Annotated in this window: 9 protein-coding genes and 1 pseudogene; 1 reads left to right on the top strand and 9 read right to left on the bottom strand. The window is 72.0% G+C overall.

What is annotated here, in order from left to right; genetic code table 11:
- Nucleotides 1-3: 3 nt before the first annotated feature.
- The 8 genes from tmk to bldG form a co-directional block, all read right to left on the bottom strand.
- Nucleotides 4-3,336 carry a dTMP kinase gene (gene tmk, locus NP777_RS22020; protein WP_256651891.1) on the bottom strand — a complete coding sequence of 1,111 codons (3,333 nt, stop codon included), beginning with the start codon at nt 3,334-3,336 and terminating at the stop codon, nt 4-6.
- 121 nt (nt 3,337-3,457) lie between these two features.
- Complete coding sequence (gene topA, locus NP777_RS22015) at nt 3,458-6,307, bottom strand: type I DNA topoisomerase (RefSeq protein WP_256651890.1); 2,850 nt, start codon at nt 6,305-6,307, stop codon at nt 3,458-3,460.
- A 209-nt stretch (nt 6,308-6,516) separates the two neighbouring features.
- On the bottom strand, nt 6,517-6,714 hold the full coding sequence (locus tag NP777_RS22010; RefSeq protein WP_256651889.1) for a hypothetical protein: 198 nt from the start codon (nt 6,712-6,714) through the stop codon (nt 6,517-6,519).
- 296 nt (nt 6,715-7,010) lie between these two features.
- Nucleotides 7,011-8,585, bottom strand: coding sequence for a DUF7059 domain-containing protein (locus tag NP777_RS22005; RefSeq protein WP_256651888.1), 1,575 nt, complete (start codon nt 8,583-8,585; stop codon nt 7,011-7,013).
- Nucleotides 8,586-8,798: 213 nt separating this feature from the next.
- Nucleotides 8,799-9,365: a small secreted protein gene (locus NP777_RS22000; RefSeq protein WP_256651887.1), complete on the bottom strand. Its 567-nt coding sequence runs from the start codon at nt 9,363-9,365 to the stop codon at nt 8,799-8,801.
- A 238-nt stretch (nt 9,366-9,603) separates the two neighbouring features.
- On the bottom strand, nt 9,604-12,042 hold the full coding sequence (locus tag NP777_RS21995) for a sodium-translocating pyrophosphatase (RefSeq protein ID WP_256651886.1): 2,439 nt from the start codon (nt 12,040-12,042) through the stop codon (nt 9,604-9,606).
- Nucleotides 12,043-12,857: 815 nt separating this feature from the next.
- Nucleotides 12,858-13,286 (bottom strand): ATP-binding protein, encoded by a 429-nt coding sequence (locus tag NP777_RS21990; protein WP_020870239.1) that lies wholly within the window; start codon nt 13,284-13,286, stop codon nt 12,858-12,860.
- Nucleotides 13,287-13,378: 92 nt separating this feature from the next.
- Nucleotides 13,379-13,720, bottom strand: a complete 342-nt coding sequence (bldG, locus tag NP777_RS21985; protein WP_014061729.1) for an anti-sigma factor antagonist BldG — start codon at nt 13,718-13,720, stop codon at nt 13,379-13,381.
- A 54-nt stretch (nt 13,721-13,774) separates the two neighbouring features.
- Here bldG and NP777_RS21980 point away from each other — a divergent pair, with 54 nt between their 5' ends.
- Entirely contained in the window at nt 13,775-16,231 is a 2,457-nt protein-coding gene (locus NP777_RS21980) for a DEAD/DEAH box helicase (RefSeq protein ID WP_256651885.1), read from the top strand.
- 129 nt (nt 16,232-16,360) lie between these two features.
- On the opposite strand, the pseudogene NP777_RS21975 reads toward NP777_RS21980, so the two are convergent.
- Nucleotides 16,361-16,558 (bottom strand): annotated as a pseudogene (locus tag NP777_RS21975) (Rv3654c family TadE-like protein); the annotation flags it as partial.
- Nucleotides 16,559-16,643: the final 85 nt, after the last annotated feature.

Genomic DNA, 16,643 nt, shown 5'->3' with positions numbered 1-16,643 from the left:
CCGTCAGCGGCGGCGGCCGTCCTCGTCGTCGCGGGGGCCGAGCAGTTCGTCGGCCAGGGACGGGAGGTCGTCCAGGGGGGTCTCCTCGGCCCACTCCGGGCGGCGGCGCCGACGCGGCGGTTCCGCCCCACCCTGCGTCTGGCTCTGGTCATGCCCCTGGCCCTGCCCGTACTGCGGCATCTCGCGCGTGCGCTCGTTGCCCTGGCCGTGCTCCTGGCTCTGGCCGTGGCTCTGGCCCTGGCCCTCGTCCGGGCGGAACAGCCACGGCGGGACCCGCTCCGCCGGGTCGGCGGAGCGCTCGTCCCTTACGGGCGGCAGGACGGCCGTCTCGTCGGCCGCGTTCGTGGGCGGCTCGGCGGGCGGCTGGGGCAGGACCGCCGTCTCCTCGGCGTCCGAGTCGCCCCGGCGCTCCGGGCCGCCCTCGGGCCGTACGGGCGGCAGCACAGCGGTCTCGTCGGCGTCCGGGCCGCTCTGGGGCGGCACGGGCGGCGCGGGAGGCACAGGCGGCAGCACAGCGGTCTCATCGGCCGTCGCCGGCCCGGTGCCGGGACGGCCGGACTCGCCGCCGTACCCCGCCCGCGGGTCGAACCTCGGCGTCTGGACCGTCTCCGTCGTGTCCGGGTGCGGGTCGTCCGGGTCGTCCGTGCCGGGGCCCGCCGCGCCCCGGGTGCCGTCGGCGCCGCCGGTGCCCCGGGAGCCGTCCTCGGGCGGCGGGGCCGGGGTCTCGGTCTCCACGGTCGGCGCGTCCGCAGCGGAGGGCGCCGCGTCCGCCGCCAGCCGTGCCTGCTCCGCCCGCAGCAGCGCCTCCTCGGCCTTGCGCTGCTCCTCCTGGCGGCGCGCCTCGGCCTCGGCCCGGCGCAGCGCGTCCGCCTCCGCCTGGAGGCGGCGCCGCTCCTCCTCGGCGGCGCGGGCGCGGTCCTCGGCCTCGATGCGCTTGCGGTCCTCCTCGGCCCTGCGGCGCGCGTCCTCGGCCCGCTGACGGGCTGCCTCCGCCTGCCGCTCGGCCTCGCGCCGGCGGGCCTCCTCCAGCTCGCGCCGCTTGCGCTCCTCCTCCTCGGCGCGGGCCTTGGCGAGCGCCTCCTGGCGCTCGCGCTCCAGCCGCTCCTCCTCGGCCTTACGGGCGGCCTCTTCCTCGGCCCGGCGACGGGCCTCCTCCTCGGCGGCCTTACGGGCCTCCTCCTGGGCCTTCACCTCCGCCTCGGACAGCGGCAGCATCTGGTCCAGGCGGTGGCGCACCACGGAGGTGACCGCCTCCGGCAGTTGCCCGGCGTCGACGACGATGTAGCGGGCCGGATCGGCGGCGGCGAGGGCCAGGAATCCGGCCCGTACGCGCTGGTGGAACTCGGCGGGCTCGGACTCCAGCCGGTCCGGGGCCTCGGTGAAGCGTTCGCGCGCGGTCTCCGGCGAGACGTCCAGCAGCACCGTCAGATGCGGCACCAGGCCGTTCGTCGCCCAGCGCGAGATGCGGGCGATCTCGATCGCGGCGAGGTCGCGCCCCGCGCCCTGGTAGGCGACGGACGAGTCGATGTAGCGGTCGGAGATGACGACCGCGCCGCGCTCGAGTGCCGGGCGGACGACGGTGTCGACGTGCTCGGCGCGGTCCGCCGCGTACAGCAGCGCCTCGGCGCGATGCGAGATCCCGGCGGACGAGACGTCGAGCAGGATCGAGCGCAGCCGCTTGCCGATCGCGGTCGCGCCCGGTTCACGGGTCACCACGACCTCGTGCCCCTTGGCCCTGATCCACTCGGCCAGCGCCTCCACCTGCGTGGACTTGCCCGCGCCGTCGCCGCCCTCGACGGCGATGAAGAAGCCGGTGGCGGCCGGGCCCTCGTCCACGCCGCCCCTGCCGAGCAGCGCCTCACGCAGATCGCGCCGCAGCGGCACGCCCTGGCGGTCGTCGGTGCGGCCGAGAACCAGCGCGGCGACGGGCAGCAGCAGCGCGCCCACCAGCATCAGGGTGAAGGCCGCGCCGCCGTGGGCGAAGACGAAGTCGCCGCTGCCGAGCCGGTGCGGCCCGATGACGGCGGCGAGCAGCGGCGCGGCGACCGCGCCGAGCCCGACGCCGACGCGGACGACGGCCTGCAGATGCTCGGTCATCCGGGGGCGGCGGGTCTCCTCGGACTCCTGGTCCAGGAGGGAGTGGCCGGTGTGGGCGGCGACACCCGCCGACACGCCCGCGATCAGGGCGATCAGCACGACGGTGGTGGTGTCGTGCACCAAGCCCACCGTGAGCAGCGCGAGCCCGGTCAGCGCGACCGCCAGCGCCAGCAGCCGGCGCCGCGACAGACCCGGGAGGACCTTGGGGGCCCAGCGGATGCCCATCGCCGGACCGCCGGTCAGGACGAGGACGAGCAGCGCGAAGCCGACCGGCCCGCCGCCGAGGTCCACGGCCTGCAGCGGGGCGACGCCCACGGCCGCGGCGATCGCGCCCGCCACCCCGGCGCAGGCGAGCACCAGCAGCGGAACGGCTCCGGTGCGACCCTTGTCGGCGCCGCTCCCGGAGGCGGCGCGGGGGCGGCGCAGCCCCTCCAGGGGGGAACGGGTGCGGCTGGTCTGCGCGCCGGGCAGTTCGATGAAGGTGAGGATCGAGATCGACGCGGCGAAGAGCCCGGCGCCGACGTACGAGCCGAGCGCGGCCTGGTGGGTGTGGAACCACTCCACGCCGGTGCCCAGCAGCCTGCCGATGAGGGTGACGACGAGCAGCGCGGCTGCGGCGATCGGCAGCGTCAGGAAGTTCGTACGGAGCGAGAGCCGGCGCAGCGCGTCCAGGTGGTCGGGCAGCGGCCGCACGGCGGCGCCCTCGGCGGGCGGTGCCGGGAGCAGCGAGGGGGCCGCGCCGTCCTTGGCGACGGTCCAGAAGCGCTCCACGACCCCGACGACGAAGGTGGTGATCAGCAGCCAGGCGACGGCGTCGGCCGGGGCCCAGTCGATCCACAGCGGCGCGATGAGGAGCAGCACCAGCCGCAGACCGTCCGCGCCGACCATGGTCCAGCGGCGGTCCAGCGGCCCGGAGGGCCCGATCAGCGCGGCGAGCGGCCCGAGGAGCACCGCGCCGAACAGCACGGTCGCGAAGAGCCGTACGCCGAGCACCACCGCCACCGCGAAGGCCGCGCCGCGATACCCGCCGCCGAAGGAGTCGGCCGCCACGGATGCCTGGAGCGTCAGCAGCACCAGCACCAGTACGGCGAGCACGTCTCCGGCACCGCCGACGAGTTGAGCGCTCCACAGCCGTCGCAGCGGCTGATAGCGCAGCAGGGCTCGTACGGCCCGCTCGCGGGAGTCCGCGGCAAGGGCACCGGAAGTGGCGGTCACGTCCGTTGGCTGCTCTCGCGTCATCCCGCCAGCCTATCCGGATCACATGAATCCACGGTCCCCCGGCCGAACAAACGGGCGGTGAGGCGTGGATGGCGTGCGGTTTGCTCCGCCTTCCTCCGCTTTCCCGCCCGTCGTCGGCCGGCTACTCGGCGTTGGCCGACGACCTCTCGGCCGCCGTCTTCTTCGCGGCGGTCTTCGCGGTCGTCTTCTTGGCGGCCGTCTTCTTCGCGGTCGTCTTCGTCGCCGCGGTCTTCTTGGCGGCCGTCTTCTTCGCCGTCGTCTTCTTGGCCGCGGTCTTCTTCGCCGCCGTCTTCTTGGCGGTCTTCTTGGCCGGGCCCTTGGCACGCTTCTCGGCGAGCAGCTCGAAGCCGCGCTCGGGCGTGATGGTCTCCACGTCGTCGTCGCGGCGCAGCGTCGCGTTGGTCTCGCCGTCCGTGACGTACGGGCCGAAGCGGCCGTCCTTGACCACCACGGGCCGCTCGCTGACCGGGTCGGTGCCCAGCTCCTTCAGCGGCGGCTTGGCCGCGGCCCGGCCACGCTGCTTGGGCTGGGCGTAGATCGCCAGCGCCTGCTCGAGCGTGATGGCGAAGATCTGGTCCTCGGTCTCGAGCGACCGCGAGTCCGTGCCCTTCTTCAGGTACGGGCCGTAGCGGCCGTTCTGCGCGGTGATCTCCACGCCCTCGGGGTCGGTGCCGACCACGCGCGGCAGCGACATCAGCTTGAGCGCGTCCTCCAGGGTCACCGTGTCCAGGGACATCGACTTCAGCAGGGAGGCCGTGCGCGGCTTGATGGCGTTCTTACCGCTCTTGGGGGTGTCCTCGGGGAGCACCTCGGTGACATACGGACCGTAGCGGCCGTCCTTGGCGACGATCATGCGCCCGGTCTCGGGGTCGGGCCCCAGCTCGAACTCACCGCTCGGCTTGGCGAGCAGCTCATCCGCGAGCTCCACGGTCAGCTCGTCCGGCGGCAGGTCGTCGGGGACGTCGGCGCGGCGGCCGGTGCCGCCCTCGACCTCCGTCGGGCGCTCGACGTACGGCCCGTAGCGGCCGACGCGCAGCACGATGCCGTCGCCCACGGGGAAGGACGAGATCTCCCGGGCGTCGATCGCGCCCAGGTCGGTGACGAGCTCCTTGAGGCCGCCGAGGTGGTCGCCGTCGCCGTTCCCGGCCTCGGCGGCGCCGGCCTGGGCGCCCTCGCCGAAGTAGAAGCGCTTCAGCCACGGCACGGCCTCGGCCTCGCCGCGCGCGATGCGGTCGAGGTCGTCCTCCATCTTGGCGGTGAAGTCGTAGTCGACCAGCCGGCCGAAGTGCTTCTCCAGCAGGTTGACCACGGCGAAGCTCAGGAAGGAGGGCACGAGCGCGGTGCCCTTCTTGAAGACGTAGCCGCGGTCGAGGATGGTGCCCAGGATCGTGGCGTAGGTCGACGGGCGGCCGATCTCGCGCTCTTCCAACTCCTTGACCAGCGACGCCTCGGTGTAGCGGGCCGGGGGCTTGGTCGCGTGGCCGTCGGCGGTGATCTCGTCGGCGGTGAGCCGGTCGCCCTCGGCGACCTGCGGCAGCCGGCGCTCGCGGTCGTCCAGCTCGGCGTTCGGGTCGTCGGCGCCCTCCACGTAGGCCTTCATGAAGCCGTGGAAGGTGATCGTCTTACCGGAGGCGGAGAACTCGGCGTCCCGGCCGTCGCTCGCCTGCCCGCCGATCTTGACGGTGACCGAGTTGCCGATCGCGTCCTTCATCTGGGAGGCGACGGTCCGCTTCCAGATCAGCTCATAGAGCCGGAACTGGTCGCCGGAGAGGCCGGTCTCCGCCGGGGTGCGGAAGCGGTCCCCCGAGGGGCGGATGGCCTCGTGCGCCTCCTGGGCGTTCTTGACCTTGCCCGCGTAGGTGCGCGGCTTGTCGGGCAGGTAGTCGGCCCCGTACAGCTGGGTGACCTGCGCCCGTGCCGCCGCCACCGCCGTGTCCGACAGGACGGTGGAGTCCGTACGCATATAGGTGATATAGCCGTTTTCGTACAGCTTCTGCGCGACCTGCATGGTGGCCTTGGCGCCGAAGCCCAGCTTGCGGCTGGCCTCCTGCTGCAGGGTCGTGGTGCGGAACGGCGCGTACGGCGAGCGGCGGTACGGCTTGGACTCGACCGAGCGCACCGTGAAGGCGGTGTCGGCGAGGGCCGTGACCAGGGAGCGGGCACCCGCCTCGTCCAGGTGGAGGACGTTGAGGCCCTCCTTGAGCAGCCCGAGCGAGGTGAAATCACGCCCCTGGGCGACCCGGAGGCCGTCGACGGCCGTAAGGCGGGCACCGAAGGTGCCGGGGTCGCTGACATCACCCGCCCGGCCGGTGGCGAAGGTGCCGGTGAGGTCCCAGTACTCGGCGGAGCGGAAGGCGATGCGATCGCGCTCCCGCTCGACGACGAGACGGGTGGCGACGGACTGGACCCGGCCCGCGGACAGGCCGCGCATGACCTTCTTCCACAGGACCGGCGAGACCTCGTAGCCGTAGAGGCGGTCGAGGATGCGGCGGGTCTCCTGGGCGTCGACGAGGCGCTGGTTCAGCTCGCGCGGGTTGGCCACGGCGGCCCGGATGGCGTCCTTGGTGATCTCGTGGAAGACCATCCGGCGCACCGGGACCTTGGGCTTGAGGACCTCCTGGAGGTGCCAGGCGATGGCCTCGCCCTCGCGGTCCTCATCGGTGGCCAGGAAGAGCTCGTCGGAGTCGGCGAGCAGTTCCTTGAGCTTCTTGACCTGGCTCTTCTTGTCAGCGTTGACCACATAGACGGGCTGGAAGTCGTGCTCGACGTCCACGCCGAGGCGCCGGACCTCGCCGGTGTACTTGTCGGGGACCTCGGCCGCCCCGTTCGGCAGGTCCCGGATGTGCCCGACGCTGGCCTCGACCACGTATCCCGGGCCGAGGTAGCCCTTGATCGTCTTCGCCTTGGCAGGCGACTCGACGATGACGAGTCGGCGGCCGCCCTGTGCGGTCTCGCTGGTGGTCGGGGACAACTTGGCTCTTCTCTCCGGTCGACTCTCGGTGAACGGGCAGTGCCGTGCGGGTAACGCTCACGGCCTCCCTCTGCGGTGACGCTGCGGAGTGTGACGGTACATCCCGCCCCCGTGTCAAACGGAAAAAGCCCGCAACGCCACTCGAACGGTAACCCGACAACCGTCCTGTCTGCCGCCCGGACCGGCACGAGGCAGCGTGGAAGGCCCTGTCAGGCGTAACCCAGGCACCAGATTCCGCCGCCGAGCGCGGCGATGCCGAAGAGAAGGGAGAGCACCGCGGAAGCGACAGGACTCACACCGTGCGCGACGGGCACACGCTGCCTCAGACGCGCCGCCGTCCACAGCAGCAGCGCGGCGCCGAACAACACGAATGCCGTTCCGGCGAAGATCGCAGGTCCGCTCTCCATGGCGGGAGCGTGGCACGCACGGGAGGCGTGAGCGCGAACCCCCGGTGAACAGCGCGCGTCGCCTCGCCGGGCCCCGTCCGCGCCCGTCCCGTGGCGGTTCCGGGCCCGTCCCGTGGCGGCCCCTTCGGCGCGCCCGGCGACAGCTTCCTGCCATACGGGGGCGCGTGGCAGAGCGCTGTACCACCGGCGCACGCCCCAGCGCATGCGCGGCGCGTTCCTTGTCGTGGCGTCCCTATGCCGTCATGCCTGTGCCGTCAGGCCAGTGCCGTCACGCCTGTGCCGTCACGCCTGTGCCGTCATGACATCCCTATGCCGTCGTCGCCGACCGGCCGCAGAAAGCCCTGCTCGACCAGGAGCCGGATGGACTCAGGGGTGCGGTCGCGCAGCACCACCGGGTCCTCCCCGAGCAGCTGGGCGATGGCGTCCAGGATCCGGCCGGCGCTCAGTGTGCCGTCGCACACACCCGCGAAGCCCGCCCCGACCGTGTCCACCTTCGTCGCGCGCCGCATCCCGCGGTGCTGCCTGAGCACCACATGCTCGGGGTCCTCGGCCCCGGGCGGGCCCACCTGCTCCTGGACGACCTCGTCGGCCAGCCGGAAGTGGGTGGTCAGCAGCGCCGCGTCGTCATGCGTGCGCAGGAAGTCCTGCCGGTCGAAGTGGGCCATGACCTCGGCCCCCAGCGGCTGCTCGACCGGATGGGGCCACTCCTCCACGGTCACCGAGGGCCGGTCGGCGCCGGACTTGCGCAGGGTGATCCAGCCGAAGCCGACCGCCGTGGTCCTCCGCGCCTCGAACTCGTCCAGCCACGCGTCATAGCGCGCCGCGTACGCCTCGGGACCGGCCAGGTGCTCACCGGCGTCACGCAGCCACAGCTCGGCGTACTGGGTGACGTCCTGCACCTCGCGCTGCACGATCCACGCGTCACAGCCGGGCGGGATCCAGGAGGCCAGCCGATCACGCCAGTCCTCCCCCTCGACGTGCTGCCAGTTCGCCAGCAGCTGACACCAGCCGCCGTCCGCGAGATGGCCGGCGGACCGCTGGACGAGGGTGCGGCACAGATCGTCCCCGGACATCCCGCCCTCCCGGTAGACCAGCTCGCTGCCCTCCGGGGAGCGCGGGGAGATCACAAAGGGCGGATTGGAGACGATCAGGTCGTACGTCTCGTCCCGGACCGGCTCGAACAGCGACCCCTCCCGCAGATCCGGCTCCGGCGCCCCGGACAGGGCGAGCGTCAGCCGGGCGATGGCCAGGGCCCGCGGATTGCGGTCCGTGGCGGTCACGCGGGAGGCGTGGCGGCCCGCGTGCAGCGCCTGGATGCCGGAGCCGGTGCCGAGGTCGAGGACCCGGTCCACGGGCGCGGGCACGGTGAGACCGGCGAGCGTGGTGGACGCGCCGCCGACCCCCAGGACGAGCCGGGAGCGGTCCGCACGGCCGCGCGCCCCGCCCGGGCCACCGATCCCCGCCGCGCCGCCGACCGCGCAGCCCAGGTCGGAGACGATCCACCAATCCTGGCCCTCGGGACCGCCGTAAGGGCGCACGTCCACGCTGGCGCGCACCTCGTCGCCCTCGCGCACCAGCCAGCCGTCGGCGAGGCAGTCCTCGGCGGGGAGGGCCGCGGCCGCCCGCCCGTACGCCACGGGGCACTGCAGCAGGAAGAGCCGCACCAGGGTCTCCAGCGGGCCGCTCCCGCCCCGGGTGGCGCGCAGCGCGGGGACGGTCTCCCCGCGCGCCAGGGCCGTATAGGCGGACGGGCCGAACAGGTCGAGCAGACCGTCGGCGGTGAAGGAGGCGGCCGACAGCGCCTCGCGAAGGCGGGCGGTGCGCTCGGGGTCGGCGGTGGGGAGGCGGAACGAGGGCTGGTGCGTACTCACGCCCCCATTGTCACGGCAACCACCGACAGCGGGCGACGGCAGTCGGCATCGGGACGACATCGCCCGCGCCGACCGGGGTGACGGGCCGACAGAGGGCGCGCCAGAGGGCGGCGTTGGCCCCTGGCGGCAGAACTCCCGGGCGGTCCGCGCAAGGGGCTGCTGGGACCGCTGGGAGGACGGCGAGGGCTACGAGGAGCGGCGAGCCGGCCAGGACTACGTCGTGGCGCCGCCGGCCGTCTTCGGCTTCTGGCAGCCGGGCTGCTTGGCCATCGCCGAGCCGACCTTGCCCTCCTGGAGCTTCTGCAGGGCCTGGTCACCCGACTTGCTGAGCTTGTCGAGCTCATCGGCGACGCCCGCGAGCCCCTGGGCGAACTTGGACTTGTCCGAGGTGTCCAGCTTGTCGATGGCCGACTTCAGCTTCGTGTACGACCCCGAGGTGGCGTTGAGCTCCTTCACCGCCTGCTGCTGGGTCTTGTCGCCGCTGTCCACGGGCGGCGGGCCCGCCTTGTTCACGGCCTTGGCGAGTGCCCCGTAGGACTCGGAGATCTCCTGGAACGCCTTGGAGTCGGTCTGCTGCAGCTTCTTGGAGTCCTGCTCGTCGGCTGCGCCCTGGATCGCGGTGTTGGCGCCCTGGATCTTCTTCAGCTGAGGCTGCACCTCGTCACAGACCGATTTGGCCCAGTCGTCGACCTTCTTGTCCTCGTCGCCGCCCCCGCAGCCGGTCAGCGCCAGTACGAGTGCCGCACCGCCGGACAGTGCAGCCACAAGCTTCTTGTTCACCGGATTGGTCCCTTCCATGGCTCTCGGCCCCGGAACATACACGTCCATCCGGCGAAGCCCACCGGGAGAGCGTCCCGTATGAATATCTTTAGAGCTATTTGCACCACACTCATTGTGGACATGGCCTCATCGAGCGGATGGCGCACCGCGGACAGGGAAGCGGGCGGACGATGTGCCGTCGCACACCGCCCGCCCGCATGTCGCGAGGGCTTTCCCGGCCCCCTGGCCCCTTCCGGGGTCAGGACACCACCGCCGCGTCGGCTGACTTCGCCACGTGCTCGGAGTTGTCTTCGTCACCTACGGCGATTCCGCGCCGCTTGGAGATGTAGACGGCGGTCACGATGATCACGACGGCGAGCGCCGCGACGACCGCGCGCAGCCCCGGGCTGGCGTTGCCCCCGTAGGAGAACTTGACCACCGCGGGCGCGATCAGCAGCGCCACCAGGTTCATCACCTTCAGCAGCGGGTTGATCGCGGGGCCCGCGGTGTCCTTGAAGGGGTCGCCGACCGTGTCGCCGATCACCGTCGCGGCATGGGCCTCGCTCCCCTTACCGCCGTGGTGACCGTCCTCGACCAGCTTCTTGGCGTTGTCCCAGGCGCCGCCGGAGTTGGCGAGGAAGACGGCCATCAGCGTGCCGGTGCCGATGGCGCCCGCCAGGAACGAGCCGAGCGCGCCGACCCCGAAGGTGAAGCCGACGGCGATCGGCGCCATGACGGCGAGCAGACCCGGTGTGGCCAGCTCGCGCAGCGCGTCCTTGGTGCAGATGTCGACGACCCGGCCGTACTCCGGCTTTTCGGTGTAGTTCATGATCCCGGGCTTCTCGCGGAACTGCCGCCGCACCTCGAAGACCACCGCACCGGCCGACCGCGACACCGCGTTGATCGCCAATCCGGAGAAGAGGAAGACGACGGCGGCGCCGAGGACGAGGCCCACGAGGTTGTTGGGCTGCGAGATGTCCAGGTTCAGGTTCATCTCCCCGGCCACGGAGGTGTGCACTTCGCTCACCGCTTCGGCGATGGCGTCGCGGTACGAGCCGAAGAGCGCCGCCGCGGCCAGCACCGCCGTCGCGATGGCGATGCCCTTGGTGATCGCCTTGGTGGTGTTGCCGACCGCGTCCAGGTCGGTGAGCACCTGCGCGCCCGCGCCCTCGACGTCGCCGGACATCTCGGCGATGCCCTGGGCGTTGTCGGAGACCGGACCGAAGGTGTCCATGGCGACGATCACGCCGACCGTGGTGAGCAGACCGGTACCGGCGAGCGCCACGGCGAACAGCGCCAGCATGATCGAACTGCCGCCGAGCAGGAAGGCGCCGTAGACGCTCAGCCCGATCAGCACCGCGGAGTAGACGGCGGACTCCAGGCCGAGCGAGATACCGGAGAGCACCACGGTGGCCGGGCCGGTCAGCGAGGTCTTGCCGACGTCCCGCACCGGACGCCGGGTGGTCTCGGTGAAGTAGCCCGTGAGCTGCTGGATGAGCGCGGCCAGCACGATGCCGACGGCGACCGCGACGAGCGCGAGCACCCGCGGGTCACCGCTGTGGCCGAGGATCTCGCGGTTGGTGACACCGTCGAGGTCCGCGTAGCTGGACGGCAGATAGGCGAAGACCGCGATCGCCACCAGGGCCATGGAGATCACGGCGGAGATGAAGAAGCCCCGGTTGATGGCGCTCATCCCGCTGCGGTCGGAGCGGCGCGGGGCCACGGCGAAGATCCCGATCATGGCGGTGACCACGCCGATGGCCGGTACGAGCAGCGGGAAGGCCAGTCCGGAGTCGCCGAAGGCGGCCTTGCCGAGGATCAGCGCGGCCACCAGGGTGACGGCGTACGACTCGAAGAGGTCGGCGGCCATACCGGCGCAGTCCCCGACGTTGTCGCCAACGTTGTCCGCGATGGTCGCGGCGTTGCGCGGGTCGTCCTCGGGGATGCCCTTCTCGACCTTGCCGACGAGGTCGGCACCGACGTCGGCGGCCTTGGTGAAGATGCCGCCGCCGACCCTCATGAACATCGCGATCAGGGCGGCGCCGAGCCCGAAGCCCTCCAGCACCTTGGGCGCGTCGGCAGCGTAGACCAGCACCACGCAGGAGGCGCCCAGCAGTCCGAGGCCCACGGTGAACATGCCCACCACACCGCCAGTACGGAATGCGATCTTCATTGCCTTGTGCGAGACGGCCGTGAGATCCACGCTCGGCTTACCGGGCGCGGACGCGGCCGAATCTCCATTGACCGGTGTGGTGGGGGGCTCGGGGGTGGCCTCACGGGCGGCGGCCGCGACGCGCACATTGCTGCGCACCGCGAGCCACATCCCGATATAGCCGGTCGCCGCCGAGAATGCCGCACCGATCAGAAAGAACGCCGAACGCCCGATGCGCTGCGGCCAGTCGTCCGCCGGCAACAGCATGAGCAGGAAGAACACCACCACGGCGAATCCACCGAGGGTGCGCAACTGCCGGGCCAGATAGGCATTGGCGCCTTCCTGAACGGCTTCGGCGATCTTCTTCATACTGTCCGTGCCCTCGCCGGCCGCGAGGACTTGTCGCACCAGCACCACCGCGACCGCGAGTGCCGCGATCGCGACGGCGGCGATCACCAGCACGATCACACGGTTGTCGTCGGTCAGCTCTGCGGCGGCCAGGGTTGGGGTGAGGTCCAGCTGATGAGGGGTGAGAGGCCCCGCCATTCGTCCTCCTTGACGTTTGGCACATGGGCGCGCAGCAGTTCTGCGACCGCAGAAGAGCCGCCGCGCTCAGGCGTCCTGAGCTCGAGATGTGGACGGATTGTAGGGAGCGTCACACGATCAAAACAGGGCGCCGGAATGGGAATTCCCCCGCACCAGCGAAGATCAATAGGTTTGGCGGTACGAATTCCTTCGGAAGAAGGAAGGTCGACAATTCGGTGACGGATGTAAAGTGATCTCTATAATGATCTATATAGATGATCTCAATGGCGATCTTTCGGCGGTTGCACCGCACCGATAAAAGGGCTGTTCAGAGCCTACGCCCGAGATCGAAATAGTGCGCGCCGAGAGATACGCCAGGGGCGCGCCCGGGGCGCGCCGCAACGATCCCGCCGAGCGGGCGCGGGCACGCCGACAGCCGGACCGGCGATCTTGAAACGGCCGGTCCGGTGGTCCGGAAGATCGGGCGAGGGATGACGGGCGGACGACCCCTCGAGGGCCCGATTCGGCGGCCAGAACAAGCTCCGGCCCGCGCCGGGCCCGGGGGCGAGGCAAGAGGCCCGGCCCGCTGAAGGCAGAACCCGAACCGGCCAAGGCAAGCTCCGGCCCGCGCCGACTCCGGGGCGAAGCAAGAGGCCCGGCCCGCTGAAGGCAGAACCCGAACCGGCCAAGGCAAGCTCCGGCCCGCGCCGACTCCGGGGCGAAGCAAGAGGCCCGGCCCGCTGAAGGCAGAACCCGAACCGGCCAGGACACGGACCGAACCGGTACGGGCGGAACCCGAACCGATGGGCCAGTCCGCCAAAAGGTCCTGGCTCGGGCTAGGACACCAGAGGCTGGGGCGAGGTCGGCCAGCTCATCCGGATCACTCCACCGGTCTCGCTGGTCGTCACCTCGACATCGTCGACGAGCCCGCTGATGACGGCGAGACCCATCTCGTCCTCGCCCTCGGCCTCGTCATCCGCCTCCGGATGGGAGCCGGGCGCCAGGGCGGCCGAGGTCGGGGATTCGTCACCGACCTCGATGGAGAACTTCTTCTCCTCCTCGGTCAGGATCACCCGCACCGGTGCCTCCACCCCATTGCTCAGGTGGAGCCCGACCGCGCGCGTACAAGCCTCGCCGACCGCGAGCCGCACCTCGTCGAGCACGGCCTCATCCACCCCCGCCCGGCGCGCCACGGCCGCCGCGACAAGACGAGCGGTCCTGACGTGCTCGGGCAGCGCGCTGAAGCGGAGTTCGACGGTGGCCATGCCATCCCCCTCGGGCGTATGGGCGTGCGTATGGGGAGGGCCGGGCGAGCGCCGCCCGGAACCCCCTTCTGTGTCTTCCTTCGGCGATCTTGTCAGTCGGTCGCCGCGACCGCGTCCTCGACCGAGGTGTGAATCGGGAACACCTTGGTCAGGCCGGTGATGCGGAAGATCTTCAGAATGCGCTCCTGGTTGCAGACCAGGCGCAGCGAGCCCTCGTGGGCCCGCACTCGCTTGAGCCCGCCGACGAGCACGCCGAGTCCGGTGGAGTCGAGAAAGTCGACGCCCTCCATGTCGACGACCAGGTGGTAGTTGCCGTCGTTGACAAGCTCGACCAGCTGCTCGCGCAGCTTGGGCGCGGTGTATACATCAATCTCGCCACCGACCTCGACGACCGTGCGGTCATCGACGGTCCGAGTCGACAGGGACAGGTCCACGGATCCTCCAGCACCTTGCATCGAGCGGTCGCCCCCCATGGATCGGCAGCCGCGATGGCATTCAATCACTTACCAGCAGGCGTGCACGACGCCTTAGGACCATTGTCCGTCAGACCAGTGACACACTCGGTGTCGATGGCCGACAACCAAATCCCGCGGCAGGCGGGCATACGCCCCTCACCCCGGGCCGTCCTCGGTCGGCTGAGCACCGGGGCGAGCCGGAGCACGCGCATCACTCATACGGAGCACTTGCCCCCACGCCCGGGAACCCATGCCGACTGGCCCTCGGCGATCCGGCCAGAGGTGATCAACGCCATTCGCGCGGTCGGCATCGAGCGCCCCTGGGCCCACCAGGCGCGCACGGCCGAACACGCGCTGCGCGGCGAATCCGTGGTCGTGGCCACCGGAACCGCCTCCGGCAAGTCCCTCGCCTATCTGGCCCCCGTCCTCAGCACCCTGCTGGACGGCTCGGAGGAGCCCAACGGCCGGGGGACGACCGCCCTGTACCTCTCTCCCACCAAGGCGCTGGCCGCCGACCAGCGGCGTGCGGTGGCCGGCCTCACCGCCCCGCTGGGCACCGGCGTCCGGGCGGCGGTCTACGACGGCGACACGCCCGTCGAGGAGCGCGAGTGGGTCCGGCAGTACGCGAACTACGTGCTCACCAACCCCGACATGCTCCACCGGGGCATCCTGCCCGGCCACCCCAGATGGTCCTCCTTCCTGCGTGCGCTGCGCTATGTGGTCATCGACGAGTGCCACACCTACCGGGGTGTCTTCGGCTCCCATGTGGCCCAGGTGCTGCGCAGGCTGCGCCGCGTCTGCGCCCGCTACGGCTCCTCGCCCGTGTTCCTGCTCGCCTCGGCCACCGCCTCCGATCCGGCGGTCGCCGCGTGCCGGCTGACCGGCGTGTCCGTGGTGGAGATCACCGAGGACGGCTCGCCCCGCGGCGAGGTCGTCTTCGCCCTCTGGGAGCCGCCGTTGACCGAACTCCACGGCGAGCAGGGCGCCCCGGTGCGGCGCACGGCCACGGCCGAGTCCGCGGACCTGCTCACCGACCTGGCCGTCCAGGGCGTCCGTACGGTCACCTTCGTGCGCTCCCGGCGGGGCGCGGAACTCATCGCGCTCATCGCCCAGGAGCGGCTCGCGGAGGTGGACCGCTCGCTGCCGGACCGGATCGCCGCGTATCGGGGCGGCTATCTCCCCGAGGAACGCCGCGCCCTGGAGAAGGCCCTGCACTCCGGTGAGCTGCTGGGGCTCGCCGCCACCACCGCCCTGGAGCTGGGGATGGACATCGCCGGGCTGGACGCCGTGGTCGTGGCGGGCTATCCCGGCACCCGGGCCTCCCTGTGGCAGCAGGCGGGGCGGGCCGGGCGCACCGGCGAAGGGGCCCTCGCGATCCTGGTCGCCCGGGACGACCCGCTGGACACCTATCTCGTCCACCACCCGGACGCCCTCTTCCGGCAGCCGGTGGAGTCCACCGTCCTGGACCCGGACAACCCCTACGTCCTCGCGCCGCACCTGTGCGCGGCCGCGGCCGAGCTTCCGCTCACCGAACCCGATCTGGAGCTCTTCGGGCCCGCCACCGAGGAGCTGATGCCGCAGCTGGAGCAGCGCAAGCTGCTGCGGCGCCGGGCGAAGGCCTGGCACTGGACCCGCCGTGAGCGCGCCGCCGACCTCACCGACATCCGCGGGGCGGGCGGCAGTCCGGTCCAGGTCGTGGAGGCGGCCACCGGGCGACTGCTGGGCACCGTGGACGCCGCGGCGGCCCACACCACCGTCCACGAGGGCGCCGTCCACCTCCACCAGGGCCGGAGCTATCTCGTCAAACAGCTCGACCTCGACGACTCGGTCGCCCTGGTGGAGGAGGCCAGTCCGCCCTACTCGACCACGGCCCGCGACACCACGGCGATCTCCATCCTGGAGACCACCACCGAGATCCCCTGGGGGGACGCGCGGCTGTGTTTCGGCTCCGTCGAGGTCACCAACCAGGTGGTCTCCTTCCTGCGCCGCAAGCTGATCACCGGTGAGGTCCTCGGCGAGTCCAAGCTGGACCTTCCGCCGCGCACCCTGCGCACCCGGGCGGTGTGGTGGACGGTGACCGACGACCAGCTCGAGGAGGCCCGGGTGCACCCCCAGGCCCTCGGCGGTGCCCTGCACGCCGCCGAGCACGCCTCGATCGGCATCCTGCCGCTCTTCGCCACCTGTGACCGCTGGGACATCGGCGGGGTGTCCGTCCCGCTGCACCCCGACACGCTGCTGCCCACCGTCTTCGTCTACGACGGGCACCCGGGGGGCGCGGGCTTCGCCGAGCGCGCCTTCCACACGGCCGCCCGCTGGCTGGCGGCCACCCGAGAGGCGATCGCCGTCTGCGAGTGCGAGGCGGGATGCCCGTCCTGCATCCAGTCGCCCAAGTGCGGCAACGGCAACGACCCGCTGGACAAGAAGGCCGCCATCCGCCTGCTGACGACCCTGCTCGCCGGCGCCCCGGAGCAGCCGCCCACCGGCGAGTGACCGCTCCCTGCCGAGTGGCCGCTCCCCGCCACCTGGTGGGGGTGGCGGTCCGGTGACGGGAGTGCCCGCGGGCCCCGCCCGGGCCCGGGCCCGGAGGGTGAACGGGCCGGTACGCACCTCCGCCGTGAGATCCGCGATCTCACCGCTCAGGGCGCAGCTCACCACGCGCGCCCCCTGAGCGGAGGCCACCCGCCGGGCGAGGCCACACGCCGTGCGCGTCCCCTCCAGGCCGTGGTCCGCCGCCGCGAGCGCCGCCAGATCGGCGGCGCCGCCCGCCCGATGGCGCGCCACCATGGCCTGCCCGGCCGCCAGTACGGCCGCGAACACCACGCACAGCGCCGTCGCCGCCAGCGCGGTCCAGACGGTGGCCGACCCCCGGTCGTCCGCCCTCCTCACGGGGCCGCGTCCCGGG

The sequence above is a fragment of the Streptomyces rugosispiralis genome, assembly GCF_024505145.1.
In the GTDB taxonomy this organism is placed as follows: Bacteria; Actinomycetota; Actinomycetes; order Streptomycetales; family Streptomycetaceae; genus Streptomyces; species Streptomyces rugosispiralis.
The sequence above is the reverse complement of the archived record's forward strand: the minus strand, read 5'-3'. Positions and strand labels throughout refer to the sequence as shown.